At 65.2% G+C, this 16,859-nt stretch carries 15 protein-coding genes; 13 read left to right on the top strand and 2 right to left on the bottom strand.

Annotated elements, in window-relative coordinates; translation table 11 throughout:
- The 13 genes from AC0V2Y_RS08990 to AC0V2Y_RS08930 form a co-directional block, all read left to right on the top strand.
- Window positions 1-740: 4'-phosphopantetheinyl transferase family protein (locus AC0V2Y_RS08990; RefSeq protein WP_475418332.1), on the top strand; the 740-nt coding region annotated here is incomplete at its 5' end.
- A 442-nt stretch (window positions 741-1,182) separates the two neighbouring features.
- A complete protein-coding gene (locus AC0V2Y_RS08985) occupies window positions 1,183-2,070 on the top strand; it encodes a glycosyltransferase family 2 protein (protein ID WP_475418331.1) in 888 nt (295 codons plus the stop codon).
- 57 nt (window positions 2,071-2,127) lie between these two features.
- On the top strand, window positions 2,128-2,676 hold the full coding sequence (locus AC0V2Y_RS08980) for a dTDP-4-dehydrorhamnose 3,5-epimerase family protein (RefSeq protein WP_475417096.1): 549 nt from the start codon (window positions 2,128-2,130) through the stop codon (window positions 2,674-2,676).
- A 21-nt stretch (window positions 2,677-2,697) separates the two neighbouring features.
- Window positions 2,698-4,110: a lipopolysaccharide biosynthesis protein gene (locus AC0V2Y_RS08975; RefSeq protein WP_475417097.1), complete on the top strand. Its 1,413-nt coding sequence runs from the start codon at window positions 2,698-2,700 to the stop codon at window positions 4,108-4,110.
- 121 nt (window positions 4,111-4,231) lie between these two features.
- Window positions 4,232-4,750 carry a sigma-70 family RNA polymerase sigma factor gene (locus tag AC0V2Y_RS08970; RefSeq protein ID WP_475417098.1) on the top strand — a complete coding sequence of 173 codons (519 nt, stop codon included), beginning with the start codon at window positions 4,232-4,234 and terminating at the stop codon, window positions 4,748-4,750.
- Window positions 4,751-4,753: 3 nt separating this feature from the next.
- Window positions 4,754-5,728, top strand: a complete 975-nt coding sequence (locus AC0V2Y_RS08965; protein WP_475417099.1) for a FecR domain-containing protein — start codon at window positions 4,754-4,756, stop codon at window positions 5,726-5,728.
- Between the two features lie 94 nt (window positions 5,729-5,822).
- On the top strand, window positions 5,823-7,589 hold the full coding sequence (locus AC0V2Y_RS08960; protein ID WP_475417100.1) for an ABC transporter ATP-binding protein: 1,767 nt from the start codon (window positions 5,823-5,825) through the stop codon (window positions 7,587-7,589).
- Window positions 7,583-9,349 carry an ABC transporter ATP-binding protein gene (locus tag AC0V2Y_RS08955; RefSeq protein ID WP_475417101.1) on the top strand — a complete coding sequence of 589 codons (1,767 nt, stop codon included), beginning with the start codon at window positions 7,583-7,585 and terminating at the stop codon, window positions 9,347-9,349. Before AC0V2Y_RS08960 ends, AC0V2Y_RS08955 begins: the two co-directional genes overlap by 7 nt.
- Window positions 9,350-9,365: 16 nt before the next feature.
- Window positions 9,366-10,328, top strand: coding sequence for an ABC transporter permease (locus AC0V2Y_RS08950; protein ID WP_475417193.1), 963 nt, complete (start codon window positions 9,366-9,368; stop codon window positions 10,326-10,328).
- Entirely contained in the window at window positions 10,325-11,275 is a 951-nt protein-coding gene (locus AC0V2Y_RS08945) for an iron chelate uptake ABC transporter family permease subunit (protein ID WP_475417102.1), read from the top strand. Before AC0V2Y_RS08950 ends, AC0V2Y_RS08945 begins: the two co-directional genes overlap by 4 nt.
- Window positions 11,272-12,042, top strand: coding sequence for an iron ABC transporter ATP-binding protein (locus AC0V2Y_RS08940; protein ID WP_475417103.1), 771 nt, complete (start codon window positions 11,272-11,274; stop codon window positions 12,040-12,042). Before AC0V2Y_RS08945 ends, AC0V2Y_RS08940 begins: the two co-directional genes overlap by 4 nt.
- 1 nt (window position 12,043) lies before the next feature.
- A complete protein-coding gene (locus AC0V2Y_RS08935; protein ID WP_475417104.1) occupies window positions 12,044-13,021 on the top strand; it encodes a siderophore ABC transporter substrate-binding protein in 978 nt (325 codons plus the stop codon).
- 117 nt (window positions 13,022-13,138) lie between these two features.
- Window positions 13,139-15,580, top strand: a complete 2,442-nt coding sequence (locus AC0V2Y_RS08930; protein WP_475417105.1) for a TonB-dependent siderophore receptor — start codon at window positions 13,139-13,141, stop codon at window positions 15,578-15,580.
- Between the two features lie 12 nt (window positions 15,581-15,592).
- On the opposite strand, the gene AC0V2Y_RS08925 is transcribed toward AC0V2Y_RS08930, so the two are convergent.
- Together AC0V2Y_RS08925 and AC0V2Y_RS08920 are read right to left on the bottom strand one after the other, a co-directional pair.
- Entirely contained in the window at window positions 15,593-16,429 is an 837-nt protein-coding gene (locus AC0V2Y_RS08925) for a MipA/OmpV family protein (RefSeq protein ID WP_475417106.1), read from the bottom strand.
- Complete coding sequence (locus tag AC0V2Y_RS08920; RefSeq protein WP_475417107.1) at window positions 16,426-16,818, bottom strand: hypothetical protein; 393 nt, start codon at window positions 16,816-16,818, stop codon at window positions 16,426-16,428. The genes AC0V2Y_RS08925 and AC0V2Y_RS08920 overlap by 4 nt, the downstream gene beginning before the upstream one ends.
- Between the last annotated feature and the right edge of the window lie 41 nt (window positions 16,819-16,859).

The raw sequence follows: 16,859 nt of genomic DNA, 5'->3' as shown, positions 1-16,859 counted from the left end.
GGCCTGAGGCCGTCCCCAACACCTTTGCCCCGGCCGCCGCCACTGTCGCGCAAATCTGGCGGGCGGACCTGGACGACACAGGCTGGGATCGCTTCCAGCATGTGCTAAGCCAGGACGAGGAGGACAAGGCCAAGCGTTACCGCACCGCCCGGCTGGCCGCACACTACCGGCGCTGCCGCAGCATCTTGCGGCTGCTCCTGGCCGGCCATGCCGGCCTGGACCCGGCGCAGATCGTGTTGCGTTACGGCTGGGCGGGCAAGCCGGAGGCGGTGGGTATGTCGGGTCACTTCAATGTGTCGCACACGGATGGCCGTTCTCTGATCGCGCTCTCGCCGCATCCGGTCGGGATCGATATCGAAAACACTGCGCGCGAGCACATACGGATGGAAGAACTGGTCCACCTGATATGTCATTCCGATGAGCAGGCAGCGCTGGCGGCACTGTCGCCAGCGCTGCGCCAGCGCTTTCTTTACCGTCTGTGGGTGCAGAAGGAGGCTTATTGCAAGGCGCTGGGAACGGGATTGCAATCCGACCTGCGCAGCTTGCGCTTCGAGCCAACAACGACGGCTGGCGTGGCGCGCGTGCGTGATGCGGCGCATCCTGACGCCGGTGTCTATTTTGTCCGCTCCTGGTGCGAGCGTGACGCCGGCGTCGCCAGTCTGTGCCTGCCGCTGTACGGCGGCGCCATCGTGACCCGGCGGCTGGCGCCGCACGATTGCGCCGAAGCGATGCCGGCGTGATGGCGCGGTTCTCCCAGCCGAGCAGCAGGAGGTAACCCATCTCTATTCGTGCTGTGTAAGCTGGCTGCACGCGCGTAGAAAGATGTTCTTGAGTTACTTGAGCATGGAAAAATGATGGTCTTGAAGTCGGGTGCTATTCATTAGTCACCGGAGCTTAAGTGAATGCATTGCATAGCGTTGTTTTGAGGGCCGGAACAAAAAAAATGTATATGGAAGTGACTATGCAATGTAGACTATGCGTCCACTTTCCAATCAATATGCGCTGTTTAAGGTAATAATTCCTGTTCAACGTCTAAGGGGAGATGCTTGCTGGCGAGCGCCAGCAAGCTATTGCATTTGTCTATTATGAAATGCCGCTCAATGTATTTGGGCGGCATTTTTTTGTCTGTGATGTGAAAGGCCTGTTATGGCGTCAGAGAAACAACCGCTAGTTTCCATTGTCATGGCCACGTATAACCGGAGCAATATCCTCGGCTATGCGATTCAGTCGGCCCTCGCCGGCACCGTACAGGATTGGGAACTGATCGTCGTCGGCGATTGCTGCACCGACGATACCGCTGAGGTGGTCGCCGCGTTTGCCGACGCACGTATCCGCTTTGTGAATCTGCAGACCAATTACGGCGAGCAGACGGGGCCAAATAATATGGGCGTCAGCCTGGCGCGTGGCACCTATCTGGCATTCCTGAATCACGATGATTTGTGGCTGCCCGATCATTTGCAAACCAGTATCGATCTTCTCGAGCGCACCGGTGTCGACCTGGTCTTTGATCAAGGGCTGGGGATCGGCATGTCGGGAGATCACATCGAGGGGGCGCTAACTGCCGAACTGAGTGCCTATCGTCCGTGGATGAACGTGCCGGCTACCTTGTGGGTGATGCGGCGTGAACTGGCCTTGGAAATTGGTCCATGGCAACCATCTTGGGAGCTGCGTTGCTGGCCATCGCAGGCGTGGCTGCACCGCGTGTATCGTGCGGGGCGGCCGATGCTGGCCCAGCCCCGTATCGGCGCCATCCTGATCCAGTCTGGCAGACGCAGCAATGCGTACCTTGAGCGGCAGCACAGTGAACACGCGTTCTGGTGGGAGCACATGCAAAATCCCGTGAATATTTTACAAGCTGTCGCAGCAATTTGTGGCAAGCTGAGTCGTGAACGCTACATTTCTCCGATCCAGTGTGCAGTGCTTGCCGCGAAAGCTTTGCTACGACGAATCTTTTATTTATTGGGGCTATGGCCACCACAACCGATCTATTGGCTCAGGTATTGGCGGAAAGGCGCATTTCTACGTGAATTGCGCCGCCGCCGGGGATTGAAGGACCTGCCGCGGCGATAGATAATACCGTTGTAATACATAAGAGCATTTTTATAAAAATTTCTAGGGGTAGATCTGGTGGCTGAGAAAGATAACTGGTTGTTGGCTGGCGCGAAACAGGATGGCGAAAGCATTACCAAGGAATGGAAGCCGACGGCGCCGTCCTTGATCGATGGCGTGATCTTCCAGGAAATCAAGCCTGTGTTGACGGCGTACGGCAGCCTGACTGAGATTTTCCGTACTGAATGGGTACCCGATGCGGCGCAGATCGGCCAGATATTCGCCTCGACCCTGGAGCCGGGCGGACTGAGCGCCTGGCATGCGCATGCCATCACGACGGACCGCCTGTTCGTGGCGGCGGGCCAGATGCGCGTGGTGCTGTACGACGCGCGTGCGGATTCGCCGACCTTTGGCATGCTCAACGAATTCAAGCTGGGCACCAGGCGTCCCGGCCTGCTCGTCGTGCCGCCGCGCGTCTGGCATGGCGTGCAGAATTATTGCGGCACGCCGGCCATCCTCGTCAATGCGGTGGACCATGCGTATCGCTATGATGCGCCGGACCACTGGCGCGTGCCGGCCGATTCGGACACGGTACCCTATCGCTTCTCCAATGACAGGCATGGGTGAGATGCCCGGGCCGGCTGAACGATGCGCCTGACTCGTCTCGCGGGTTTTTCAGCCGGCCCCATTTTGTCGCTGCTGTGCAGCCTTGCCACCGTGCCTGCCGTGGCCTGGCTGTTTCCGCCTGCCGACATCGGCAGGCTGGATTTCTTCATGACAGCGTGCACGGTGGCCGGTTTGTTGCTGTCGCTGGGGCTGGACAAGGCCTTCCTGCATGAATACCACTACAGCACGAGTCGTAGCGGCCTGCTGAAAGCATGTTTGCTGCCGGCCGTGCTGCTCGCGCCCGTGGCCTTGGCCGTGATACTCGTATTTGCGGCGCCGGTAGCGCAACTGTTATTTGATGTGGCGCAACCTGCATTGGCCATTCTGTTTGCAGCCGGCATGCTGAGCGCCCTGGCCAATCGCCTGATCGCGCAGCTCTTTCGCATGCAGGAGCGCGCCTGGGTATTCGGCCTGGCGCAGGTGTTGCCGAAAATGTCGCTGCTGGTGCTGCTGCCTGTTTTGTGGTGGGACCCGCAGCGCAATTTCGTGCACCTGGCGAGCTTGGTCGTGGCCACCACCTGGATGGTCACCTTATGGCTGCTGTGGCATGCGCGCATATCGCTGGCGCAGGCCTGGCGCGCCGCCGTAGACCGGGTGCTGCTGCGGCGCCTGCTTGCCGAAGCGGGGCCCCTGCTGGTGAGCGCCATTGGCTACTTGTCCATGCTGTCGGCCGGCATGGGCTTGCTGCGTTTCTTTGCCGGCTTTGACGAGCTCGGTATTTATGCGCTGGCCATGCGCGTGGCCGCCGGTGCCTGGCTGGTGCAATCGATTTTTACGATAGTCTGGGTGCCGCAAGTGCACAAATGGGCCGCCGCCGGCGGTGACCTGTCGAATATTGCGGCCATTTGCCGCCATGCACAGGCCATCGTGGTAGTGGGTTTTTGCCTGGCCGGCGCCCTGGCCTGGCTGATCGGATGGGTCTTGCCTCGCAACTACCATGGCGTTGCGTACCTGGCGGTGGCTACCGTGGGCCAGCCCCTGTTGTATGCCCTGGCGGAAGTGACCGGCGTCGGCATCAATCTGGCCCGCCGTCCTGCATTATCGATCGCGGCCTTCGCGGCAGGCTTGCTGGGCACGCTGCTGGCCGGCGCCGTGCTGGTGCCGCGCTGCGGCGCCACGGGGGCTGCCGTGGCGCAGCTGCTGGGTTTCCTCGTGTATTTTGTCGCCAGGACGGAACTGGGCATGCGCGTCTGGCGCCCGCTGCCGCGCCGTCCCATCTATCCCGGCATCGTCTTCTTGTCGCTGCTGGCGGCGGGCCACGCGTTTTTTGCCCAGCGCCTGGGGCCGCTTGCACCGCTCGCATGGTGCGTGTTGCTCATTGCCGCATTGCACATCTACAGGCCTGCGCTGTGGGCTGCCTTCAGGCTGATCAGGCCTGTCCGGCGGCAGGGCTGACAGCGTTTGCCGCCCGTTGCCGTATTGCGCTTTCCTCGTCACTGCGCTTACAATGAGAATAATTCTCATTTATATTGATGTGCCTGCCGTCTCGCTGGCCATCGACCACAGGAAGGGTATCGTGAGCACCGCCGAGTTAGCGCTACAGCAGCAAGTCAGCAGTCTGTACACCGACCACCACCGCTGGCTGCGTGGCTTGTTGCGCCGTAAGCTGGGCAATGCCTGCGATGCGGCCGACCTGGCGCACGACGTGTACCTGCACCTGATGAAGACGGGCAGGGTGCCGCCGGCCGGGGAGTCGCGCCGCCACCTGACGCAGATCGCCAACGGCATGGTCATCGACCTGTACCGCCGCCGCCAGATCGAGACGGCCTACCTGGAAGTGCTGGCCCTGGTGCCCGAGTCGCTGGCGCCGTCCGAGGAGGAGCGCGCGCTGGTGATCGAGGCGCTGACGGAAATCGATGCGGTGCTGCACCGCTTGCCCGCCAAGGCGCGCAAGGCCCTGCTGCTGTGCAAACTCGACGGCCTGAGCTACCGCGACATCGCCGCCGAATTGCAGGTGTCGGTCTCGTCCGTGGAAAAATACATCGCCGCCGGTTTGCTGGCCTGCTACCAGGCCTTGCACGCGCCGGACGCCTGAGCCATGGATGCGGTGATTGCGCCCGCCATCGTGCAGCAGGCGGCCCAGTGGATGGCGCGCCTGTGGTCCGATGACGCCAGTGACGAAGACCGGGCTGCCTGTGCCCGCTGGTGCGCCGCCCATCCGCACCACGACCTCGCCTGGCAGCGTTTGCAGGCGTTCGAGGGCAAGCTGCACAGCGTGCCGCGCGATGCGGCCCGGCACGCGCTGCGGGAACCGGCACCGGCCGCCTACCTGAACCGCCGCCGTGCCCTGAAACTGCTGGCCGTGCTGCTGCCCGTGGGCGGCATGCTGTATGCGGCGCGCGGCACGGATGCCTGGCAAGTGGCCACGGCCGGCCACGGCACGGCCACCGGCGAGATCCGCGAGATTATCTTGCCTGACGGCACGCGCGTCATGCTGGCCTCGGCTTCCGCCATCGACGTGCGCTTCGACGCCAGCGAGCGCCGGCTGATCCTGCGCAGCGGCGAAATCCTCGTCACCACGGCCCACGATCCGGCGCAGCGGCCGTTCCGCGTGCAGGGACGCCACGGCACGGTACGGGCGCTCGGTACGCGTTTTACTTTGCGGCAAGATGAGCACACGTCGCGCGTCGCCGTGTTCGAGGGCGCCGTCGAGATACGCCTCGCGCATGCGCCCGGCAACGCCGTGGGCGTCGCCACGGGCTACGGCGCCATCTTTTCGGCCGACATCGTGCAGTCTGCCGCTCCCGTGCCGGCCAGCGCGGCGGCCTGGAGCAAGGGCGTGCTGGTGGCCGACAACATGCGCCTCGATGCCCTGGTCGCGGAACTGGCCCGCTACCGCCCCGGCCTGCTGCGCTGCGATCCGGCCGTGGCCGGCTTAAGCGTCAACGGCGTGTTTTCCCTGCGCGACACGGACCGCGCGCTGCACAACCTGGCGCTGGCCTTGCCCGTGCAAATCGTGGCGCGCACGCGCTACTGGGTGACGCTTCAAGCCACTCCCCAGGCCGCTGCCTGACAATTGCGCGGGGCCGATTGAGGGTTTTGCATTCTCGTTCGGGATATAGGGTGAGAGCCACCCTTATCCATCGACCTTATGCACGTTCTTTCCCATGAGTAGCCAAAGCAGCCAAGCCGGCCCGATCCGCCGGATACTGCACCCCATCCGCGGGCGCCTGATCGTCGCCGCCGTGCTGGCCGGCACGGGTTCCATGCTCACCCTGGTGCCGATGGCCGGCATCGCGCGGATCGCGCACATCGCCTTTGCCCCTGCGCAGGCGCACGGCGATATCTGGCCCATCGTCATTGCCAGCGTCGCTTGCCTGTTCCTCGGCATGGCGCTGATGTCGCTGGGCGAGTTGGCCGCGCATCTGGCCGACAACCGCCTCACCCATCAGCTGCGCCTGCAAGCCATGCAGCGCCTGGGGCAGGTGCCGCTGGGCTGGTTCACCAGCCGGGCCTCGGGCGAGGTCAAGCAGGCGATGCAGGACGACATCAACACCCTGCACAGCCTCACCGCGCATTTTTATACGACGACGGGGCGCGCCGTGGGCGCCATCGCCATTTCCGTCATGTATCTGTTCGCCATGGACTGGCGCCTGGCCCTCGTCGCCATCCTGCCGTTTCCCGGATTTTTCCTGTTCTTCGGCCGCGCCATGCAGGCCAGCAGCGGCAATATGGCGCAATTCGTCGCCGGCATGGGGCGCATCAACAATGCCGTGGTGGAGTTCGTCAACGGTATTCCCGTGGTCAAGGCCTTCGGCGCCACGGGACGCGCGCATGGCAGCTACCGCGCGGCCGTCGATGCGTTTGCCGACGCGTTTGCCGCGTTTACGCGGCCGCTGGTCGGTTCGATGGCCAATGCCAATGCGCTGATCGCGCCCGTCGCCGTGCTGGGCGTGGTGGTGCTTGCTGGCACCGTGTTCGTGGCGCTGGGAGCGATGGCGCCCGTGGATATCCTGCCGTTCGCCCTGGTGGCGCCGGGCATTTCCGCGCCCATGCTGCTGCTCCATTATCTGACCCACGACCTCAATAACGCCACGGGCGCGGCCCAGCGCGTACTGGCCTTGCTCGATACGCCCGTGCTGGCGCAGCCGGCGCCCGGCCAGCAGCAGTTGCCGAACGGCACCGAGATCCGCATGGAAGGCGTGGGCTATGCCTACGACGGACAGAACAAGGTGCTGTCCGGCATCAACCTGATCTTGCGCCCCGGCACGGTGACGGCCATCGTCGGCGCCTCCGGTTCCGGCAAGTCGACGCTGGCGCGCCTGCTGCTGCGCTTTTTCGACCCGACCGAGGGGCGCATCACCGTCGGCGGCGTCGACCTGCGGCACATCGCCACGCCCGAGCTGTACCGGCGCATCGGTTTCGTGCTGCAGGAAGTGCGCTTGATCCACGCCAGCGTGCGCGAGAACATCGGGCTGGGCCGGCCTTCGGCCAGCTTGCGGGAGGTCGAAGACGCGGCGCGCCTGGCGAACATCCACGAGCGCATCCTGGCCTTGCCGCGCGGCTACGATTCCGTCATCGGCGAGGATGCGCTACTGTCCGGCGGCGAGCTGCAGCGCGTGAGCATCGCCCGCGCCGTGCTGCTCGATCCAAACGTGCTGGTGCTCGATGAGGCGACGGCCGCGGCCGATGCAGAAAACGAGGTGGCGATCCAGGATGCGCTGTCGCGCTTTGCCCAAGGCCGCACCCTGCTGGTGATCGCGCACCGGCTCGACACCATCATGCATGCCGACAACATCATCGTCGTCGAGAACGGCGCCATCGCCGAGCAGGGCAGCCATGCCGGCCTGCTCGCCCACCAGGGCCGCTATGCGCGATTGTGGGCGCTGGGCGGCTATCAGCCATCCTCCGACGAAGTGGAGCCCCCATGCTGAAGACATTCATTCAACTGCTGGGCGACGATGCGCCCGTGTTCCGCCGCTATGTTGCCATGGCGCTCGCGTATGGCGTACTCAGCGGTTTGACGATCACGGCGCTGGTGCTGGCCCTGGGCCGCCTGCTGGCCGGCGACGCCGGCGGCGCGGCCCTGTGGCTGCTGGTGCTGCTGGCCGGGCTGGTCGTCTGCTGGGCCTGGCGGCGCCAGGTGGAAAAAGCCGGTGTGCGCGTGGGCGTGACCGTGCTGCAAGGGGCGCGCCAGCGCCTGGGCGACCACGTGGCGCGCCTGCCCGTCGGCTGGTTCACGCCGGAGAACACGGCAAAACTGGGCCATGTCATCACGCAGGGCATGATGAACGTGGCGCAGCTGCCCGCCCACGTATTGACGCCCGTGATCTGCGGCGCCGTCACGCCCGTGGTATTGCTGGCCGCGCTGTTTGCGCTGCACTGGCAGCTGGGCGTGATGGCGCTGCTGGCGCTGCCCCTCCTGGCGGGTACCTTGCGGCTCACGGCGCACCTGGGCCAGCGCGCCGACGACGCTTATCACCGCCATTTTGCCCGGACCAGCCAGCGCCTGGTCGAGTTTGCGCAAGCGCAATCCGTCTTGCGCGCCTTCCATGGTAACGGCGATGGCGGCGGCACGCGCCTCCTGCAGCAAGCGATCGACGGGCAGCGCCACGCGGGCACGCGGCTGATCTATCTGTCGGCCTTGTCGTCCGTGCTCAACGCCTGGGCCGTGCAAGCCGTCTTCGCCGCCTTGCTGGCCGCCGCCGCGCTATGGCTCGATAGCGTGCTGGGCGGTGCAGCCGCTGCGCCGGACGCCATCGCCGTCATCGTGGCCTTGCTGCTGCTGGTGCGCTTCGTCGACCCGCTGCAGGAAGTGGCCAGCTACGGTGAAGTGCTGCGCGGCGCGCGCGGCCCGCTCGATGCGGCGCGCGATATTTTCGCCGTGCAGCCGCTGCCGGAAGCAGGCGGGCCGCAGGCGCCGCGCGATGGCGCGGTCGAGCTGCGCAAGGTGCACTTCCGCTATGCACAGGACCAGCCCGACGTACTGACGGATATCAATCTGCAGATTGCGCCCGGCAGCATGACGGCGCTGATCGGCGCTTCCGGCTCCGGCAAGACGACCCTGGTGCGCCTGGTCGCGCGCTTCTTTGACGCCAGCCAGGGCGCGGTGCTGGTGGGCGGCGTCGACGTGCGGCACATGTCCAGCGAACAATTGGCAGGGCAGATCAGCCAGATCTTCCAGGACAGCTATCTGTTCCAGGGCAGCATCGGCGATAACATTCGCATCGGCAAGCCGGGCGCCACCGATGCCGAGGTGCTGGACGCGGCGCGCCAGGCGGGCGTGGCCGAAATCATCGCCCGCCTGCCGCAGGGGCTGGCTACGCCAGTGGGCGAGGGCGGCGCGCGCCTGTCCGGCGGCGAACGCCAGCGCATCGCGATCGCCCGCGCGCTGATCAAGGATGCGCCGATTCTGCTCGTCGACGAGGCGACGGCCGCGCTCGATGCGGAAAACCAGGCCGCCATCGCCGGGGCGCTGGCGCGGCTGCGCGGCAAGCGCACGGTGATCGTCATCGCGCACCAGTTGTCGACGGTGGCCATGGCCGACCGGATCGTCGTGCTCGATGGTGGCACGATCCGCGAGCAGGGCGCGCCAGCCGCCTTACTGGCACAGAACGGCCTGTATGCGCATTTCCTGGCCCAGCGCCGGGCGGCCAAGGGCTGGCGCATCGCCTCCGCCGCACAGCAGCCATGAACGGGATGACGATTTGATACAGGCGCGTCTGTTTTTCGTCTTCCTGCTGCTGTGCGCCGCCTCGCTGCTGGTGGGCGCGCGGCAGATGGAGTGGGCGCAGCTGCTGTCGCCATCGTTGTCTTCCGGCGCGCTGTCAGGTGATACGTGGCTGACGCTGACGGCCAGCCGCCTGCCCCGCCTGGCGGCGCTGGTGCTGACGGGCGTGGGCCTGTCCGTCTGCGGCGTCATCCTGCAGCACATCGTGCGCAACAAATTCGTCGAGCCGGCCACGTCGGGCGGCCTCGACGCGGCCAAGCTGGGCATCCTCGTCGCGCTGACCGTGGCGCCAACGGCGGGCACGGCGGGCAAGATGGCGTTCGCGCTGGTCTTCTGCCTTGTCGCCAGCCTCGTGTATGTGGCCTTGATCCGCCGCATCCGTTTCAAGAACACGATTCTGGTCCCCGTCATCGGCCTCGTGTATGGCGGCGTGCTCAGCGCCGTGGCCGAGTTCTATGCCTACCGCCACAACATCCTGCAAAGCATGCAGGGCTGGCTGCTCGGCGATTTCTCGAAAATCGTCCAGGGCAACTATGAAATCATCTACCTGGTCCTGCCCATCGTTGCCCTCGCGTATCTGTACGCGCAGCGCTTTACGGTGCTGGGCATGGGCGAGGGGCTCGCGACCAGCCTGGGCCTGAACTATGCGGCCACGGTGGCGCTGGGCCTGATGCTGGTGGCCGTCACGGTGGCGGCCACGGTGATCACGGTAGGGGCCATCCCGTTTGTCGGGCTGGCCATCCCCAATCTGGTGGCCTTGCACTACGGCGACAACCTGGGCCGCACCCTGCCCATCGTCGCCCTGTGCGGCGCCTCGCTGCTGCTGGCCTGCGACATCGCCGGGCGCCTGCTGATCTACCCGTTCGAAGTGCCGATCGGCCTGACGGCGGGCGGCGTGGGCGGGGTGCTGTTCCTCATGCTGATCATCCGGGGGCGGCGATGATCAGCATCCTCAGGCAGCGCACGCTCTGGCTGGCCGTGTTTGTCCTGGCGCTGGCTTTCCTCTTCCTCGGCGCCAATTTCGACCTCGATTACATCATCCCGAAGCGCCTGGCGCGCCTGGCCGCCATCGCCATCGGCGGCGTCTGCGTGGCCGTGTCGTCGATCGTTTTCCAGACCATCGCCGGCAACCGCATCCTGACGCCGGCCGTCATGGGTTACGAGGCCGTGTATGTGCTGCTGCAGTCGCTGCTGATCCTCGCGATGGGCATGCACAGCGTGGTGCTGCTGGGGCAGAACGGCAATTTCGTCGTGTCCATCGCGCTGATGCTCGCGTATTCCTGGGCCATCCATTCCTGGCTGTTTCGTGATGGCAGGAACGACGTATATTTTTTGCTGTTGCTGGGCTTTGTGCTGACGATGGTGATCGGCACGTTCACCCAGTTCATCCAGCTGCGCATCAGTCCGGGCGAATTTGCCATCTTGCAAGGATTCAGCCAGGCCTCGTTCAACAAGGCGCAGCCGGTGCAACTGCTGTACTCGGCCCTGCTGGCGGGCGCCGCCTGCGTGGCCGTGGCGAAGACCCTGCCGGCGCTCGACGTGCTGGCGCTGGGGCGCGAGCAGGCCATCTCGCTCGGCATCGATTACCGGCGCATGGTGCAGCTGCAGCTGGCGCTGATCGCCGTGCTGGTGGCCGTGTCGACGAGCTTGCTGGGGCCCACGGCCTTCATGGGCATCTTTGTGGCGAACACGACTTACGCCCTGGCCCGCACGGCGCGCCACCGCGTCACCTTGCCGCTGGGCTGCGGCATCGCCATCGCCATCTTCCTCGCCGCCCAGCTGCTGGTCGAGCACGTTTTCAATTACCGGACCACGGTCGGCATCCTCGTCAACCTGGTGTGTGGCGCGTATTTCCTCACGCTCATGGTCCGCACCCGAGGCACAGCATGATCCACGTCAACCATATCGAAAAAAGCTACGGCGCCAGGCGCGTGCTGGCCAAGGTCAGCGTGCAGTTTCCCAAGGGGAAAGTGACGTCCTTGATCGGCCCCAACGGTGCCGGCAAGACGACCTTGCTGATGCTTATCGCGCGCCTGCAGGAAGCGAATAGTGGCGAGATCACGATAGGCGGGCGCGATATCGCCTCAATCAAGATCCCGGAGTATGCGCGCCAGGTGGCTACCCTGCGCCAGGCTCCCGATTTCCATCTGCGCCTGACGGTGGAAGAGCTGGTTGCCTTTGGCCGCTTCCCCTACAGCCGCGGCGCGCTGACGGCGCAGGACCGGCAGGCGATCACCGACGCCATCGCCTTTCTGTCGCTCGACGCGCTGCGCACCGCCTACGTCGACGAGCTGAGCGGCGGCCAGCGCCAGATGGCCTTCCTGGCCATGACGATTGCCCAGCAGACGGATATTCTGCTGCTCGACGAGCCGCTCAACAACCTCGACATGAAGCACGCCGTGCAGATCATGCGCGCGCTGCGCCGCCTGTGCGACGAACAGGGGCGCACCGTGGTCCTGGTGATCCACGACATCAATTTCGCCGCCAATTATTCGGACCACATCGTCGCCATGCAGGACGGCGCCGTGCGCTTTTCCGGCCCCGCCCACGAGGTCGTGACGGAACAGCGCTTGCGCGCGCTGTACGACATCGATTTCCATATCGTGCGCAATGAACGCGGCTGCCTCTGCAATTACTTTACCCCCACAGGAGCTTGACATGATCTGCAACAAATCCCGCCGTGTGCTGGCCGTGCTGCTTGCCGCCGCGGCCGTCTTGCAAGGCTGTACCGACAAGCCGGCCACGCCAGCGCCCGCCGCCTCTGCGCCACCGCAGGCGTTCGCGCCCATCACCATCGTGCACAAGCTGGGCACGACGGTGGTCACACATCGTCCGCAGAGGGTGGCCGTGCTCGACATGAACGAAGTCGATTTTCTCGACCAACTGGGCGTGCCCGTGGCCGGCATGGTGAAGGATTACGTGCCGCACTTTCTTACCCGCTACAAGGATGACGAGGCCATCCGCGACCTGGGCGCCATCGTGCAGCCCAATCTCGAGCATATCCACGCGCTCCAGCCCGATCTGGTGCTGATGACCTCGATCCAGGCGAACCACTACAAGGAACTGAGCCAGATCGCGCCGACCTTGCATTTCGACGTCGATTACCAGAACAGCGAGAGCAAGCACATCGATGTGGTCAAGCAGCACTTGGGGACACTGGGGCGTATCTTCGGCAAGGAGGATATTGCTCGTCATAAAGCGCAGGAGCTGGACGACCAGGTGGCGGCCGCGCGCAAGGTGACGCAGGACCGTCCCGAGAAGGCGCTGATCGTGCTGCACAACAACGGCGCCTTCAGCGCGTTCGGCGTGCAGTCGCGCTACGGTTTTGTCTTCGACGCGCTGGGCGTCAAACCGGCCAGCACGGCCGTCGAGGCGGGCTTGCATGGCCAGCCCATATCCAGCGAGTTCATCCAGCAAACCAATCCCGACATCATCTATGTCGTGGACCGCACGGCCGTGATGGAACACCGTCCCGTCATGACGGCCGAGCAGATGGCCAATCCGTTGTTGCGCCAGACCAATGCCTGGAAAAACGGCCGCGTGGTCTTCGTCGATGCGGATGCCTGGTACATCACGGCGGCCAGCGTGACGTCGCTGAAACGGGTGATCGATGACGTGCTCAAGGGTTACCAGTGATGTAAGTTATTTTGGTAATGATTCGTATTTGCATTGAGGATTTTGCCTTTTCGTTCGGGAGATAGGTGAGAACAAGCAATCATCCCATCTGAAAAGGACTTAATTATGGCAACACGCATGGCGACACGCCACCTTCCCGCCTTGAACCTGAGCCGTATCGCCACCGCCGTGCAACTGGCGCTCATCACGGGCTTGACCGTGGGGGCGCTGGGCGTGGCGGCCCCGCCGGCCTATGCACAAGCGGGGGCGGGCCAGGCCCGGCAAGCGTTCAGCGTGCCGGCGGGAACGCTGGGCCTGGCGCTCAACACCTTCGCGGCGGCGGCGGGCATCGAATTGACGGTGGATGCGGGCCTGCTGCAGGGGAAAAACAGCGCCGGCCTGTCCGGCAGCTACAGCGTGCCCGAGGGTTTTTACGAATTGCTGCGCGGCCACGGCTTGCAAGCCGTGCGCGAGGGCAATGGCAGCTACACGGTGCGCCGCGAGCCGGCGCACAGCGTCGCAGCCGAGGCCGCCGCGACCATGCCGGCCGTGACGGTGTGGGGCAAGGGCAACGCGATGACGGAGGCCTATGCCGGCGGGCAGGTGGCGTCCGGCGGCCGCGTGGGTTTCCTGGGCGATAAGGATTTCATGGAAACCCCGTTCAACACCATCAGCTATACGGACAAATTCATCGAAGACCGGCAGGCGCGCGACATCACCGATGTGATTGCCGCGACCGATCCCACCGTCTTCAGCAGCGGCATGACGGGCATCATCGGCGAAAACTACTCGATACGGGGCTTCAGCTCGAATATCGGCGACGTCGCGTTTGGCGGGCTGTACGGTATATCGCCGTACTACCGCACCTCGCCGGAAATGTTCGAGCGCATCGAAGTGCTGAAGGGGCCATCGGCCTTGCTCAACGGCATGCCACCGGGCGGCTCGGTGGGCGGCAGCATCAACCTCGTGCCCAAGCGCGCGGGCGACACGCCGCTGGCGCGGGTGACGGCGTCGTACATGTCGGACTCGCAATGGGGAGGACATATTGATCTGGGGCAGCGTTTTGGCGAGAATAAACAGTTCGGCATCCGCGTCAACGGCGTCTACCGCGATGGCGACGGTGCCATCGACCACCAGCAAAAGAAGACCCGGCTCGTGTCCGTGGGCCTGGACTGGCGTGGCAACGGCGCGCGCCTGTCCGCCGACCTGTATCGCAGCGAGGACCGCGCCGACGGCTTGAACCGGGGCGTCAACCTGGCCGCCGGCTTGCCCGTGCCGCGTCCGCCGAAACCGGAGACCCTGCTCAATCCCAGCTGGGCTTTTTACGACACCAGGGACAAGGGCGCCATGCTGCGCGGCGAACTGGACGTGAGCGGGCAGGTATTGGCGTATGCCGCCGTTGGCGCCAGCCGGGCCGACTACCGGTCGACGGGCGCCTATCTGATCCAGGTGTTCAACACGGCCGGCGATTACCGTACCAATCTTGCGGACCTGGGTTTTGATGTGGAGAAACAGTCGGCGGAAGCGGGCTTGCGGGGCAAGCTGCGCACGGGCGATATCGGCCATCAATGGGCCGTCAACGCCACGTATTATCACCACACGGACAAGCAGTACGGACGCCGCAATACCTTGGCGAAAGATTGGATCACGAATATCTATCGCCCCGTCTGGGGACCGGCGACGCGCTTCGAGGCGCCGCAAATTTCCAAGGCGGAGCTGCGCCTGGCTAGCGTCGGCCTGGTCGATACGCTTTCCTTTGCGCAAGACAAGGTGCAGCTGACGGTGGGCTTGCGCCGCCAGGAAGTGCTCAGCGATAGCTTCAACATCAAGACGGGCGCGCGCACCTCGCGTTACGACCAAGGCGCCACCACGCCAGCCGTCGCCCTGCTGCTCAAGGCGAGCAACACGGTTTCTCTGTACGGCAATTACATCGAAGGCTTGAGCCAGGGCGCCACGGCGCCGCTGACGGCGGCCAATTCGGGCGAAGTCTTTGCGCCATACAAGTCGAAGCAGGCGGAGCTTGGCTTCAAGGCCGACCTGGGCGAGTTCGCGCACACGGTCAGCGTGTATGAAATCAAACGGCCCAGCAGCTATGTCGATCCGGTCAGCAATGTCTTCTCTTTCGGCGGCGAGCAGCGCAACCGCGGCGTCGATTGGGGCTTTTTCGGTTCGCCCGTGCGCGACGTGCGCCTGATGGGCGGTGTCGCGTATGTCGATCCGGTCTTGAGCAAGACGGTGGGCGGCGCCAACCAGGGCAAGCAGGCAACGGGCGTGCCCAGGCTGCAAGCGAAGCTGGGCGTCGAGTGGGATGCGCCCGCCATCCCCGGCGTGACCCTGACGGCGAATGCGACGGCGGCATCGAAGCAATACATCAATGCCGACAATTCGCTGTCCGTGCCGGGCCGCACCGTGTTTGACCTGGGCGCCCGCTATGCCACCCGTGCGGCCGGCCGGCCCCTGACCGTGCGCGCCAGCGTGACGAACGTCGGCAACCGGGCGTACTGGGCGCTGCCGCAATGGACCAGCCTGGGCCTGGGCGCGCCGCGCACGGTCATGCTGTCGGCCACGACGGAGTTTTAAGCCGCCTTGCCGCTAGTCTTCCGGTCCCCGTGCCAGGCTCTCCGAGCGTTGCCATGTCCACATCAGGCCGATGCCGGCCGCGGTGCCGCTGTTCTGGCGCAACAGGGGACTGGCGCGGTTGGCGGCGCCTGTGTAGTTGTCATAGCGCAAAAAGGCAAAGGCGCGCCAGTCCTGATGCAGCCGGTACGAACCGCCCAGGCCCAGGCGCGTGAGCATCAGCCCGCTTTTGGCCACATACGCGGGGCGCCCATCGGCGGCAAACGCGGGGCTGACGCCATACAAGTAATCGTTGATGGCGGCATTGCCCAGCACGGCGCCGAGGCTGGCGTCGAGGTGCCATGCCTGCTGCTCGCCTTGCAGCGCATACACGAGGCGCGGCTCGAACGTGGCGCCCTGGCGGCGCAGGCCGCCGCGCGCTTCGAGGACGGCGCGCAGGGGCAGTTCCAGGCCCAGGCGGCTGTGCTGCGTCGGTGCGGCCAGCTTGATTTTCAGGCGCGGGCCAAATTCCACCAGGGTGCCCAGGTCCGGCATGCCGCGCCGGGCGGGCACGTCGCTGGAACGGGCCGGCAAGGACAGGGCAAAACCGATATCGAAATCGAGGCGATCCGTGTCGAGCAGGCGCGCGCCCACGCCGGAACGGTCGGCGCGCAAGACTTTCCCGCGATAAATCAGATAGGGCAGGGCCAGGCTGCGCGTCGAGCGCTCGCTGGCGCCCGGATAGGCGGGCGTGACGGCCGTGCCGCCGAAGACGCCCGCTTCCCATAGGGGGAGCGCCGGCTCGGCGGCGCACGCGGACGCCATGCCGGTAAAGAGGGTGGATGCTGCCAGCAAGGTGCGCGCGACGTTCATGGGGGAACTGCGCAAGGCTTGCCGGCCTGTAGCGATTCCAGCGCCTTGTCGCTGGGGGCGCTCGATGTACCGGCCTGCTTTGCCAGCGCGATCGCCTGGCGGAAATGAAATGCGGCCGCATCGTAGCGGCAGGCGGCGCTGGCGGCGCGACCCGCTTCGTGGTGCAGCCGCGCCTGCCAAGCTGCATCGCCATGGCCCAGTTCGGCATTCTCGGCCGCGGCCGCGTAGCTGCGCATGGCTTGCGCCCAGTCGCCCTGGCCAGCGGCTTCACGTCCCCACTGCTCCTGCTGCGCCGCCGCGCGCAGTTCGACCTGTGTGGAGCAGGCGCCCAGCGCCATCAGGACGAACGGCAGGACGAGGCAAGAGCGGAAGGACAGGAGTGTGGACATGGCGCCACTGTAGCGCATGGGAAGGCGCGCACGTTTGCGCA

This window comes from Janthinobacterium sp. BHSEK, from assembly GCF_056174685.1.
Note: the sequence above shows the minus strand (reverse complement) of the source record. Positions and strands in the feature narration are given on the sequence as shown.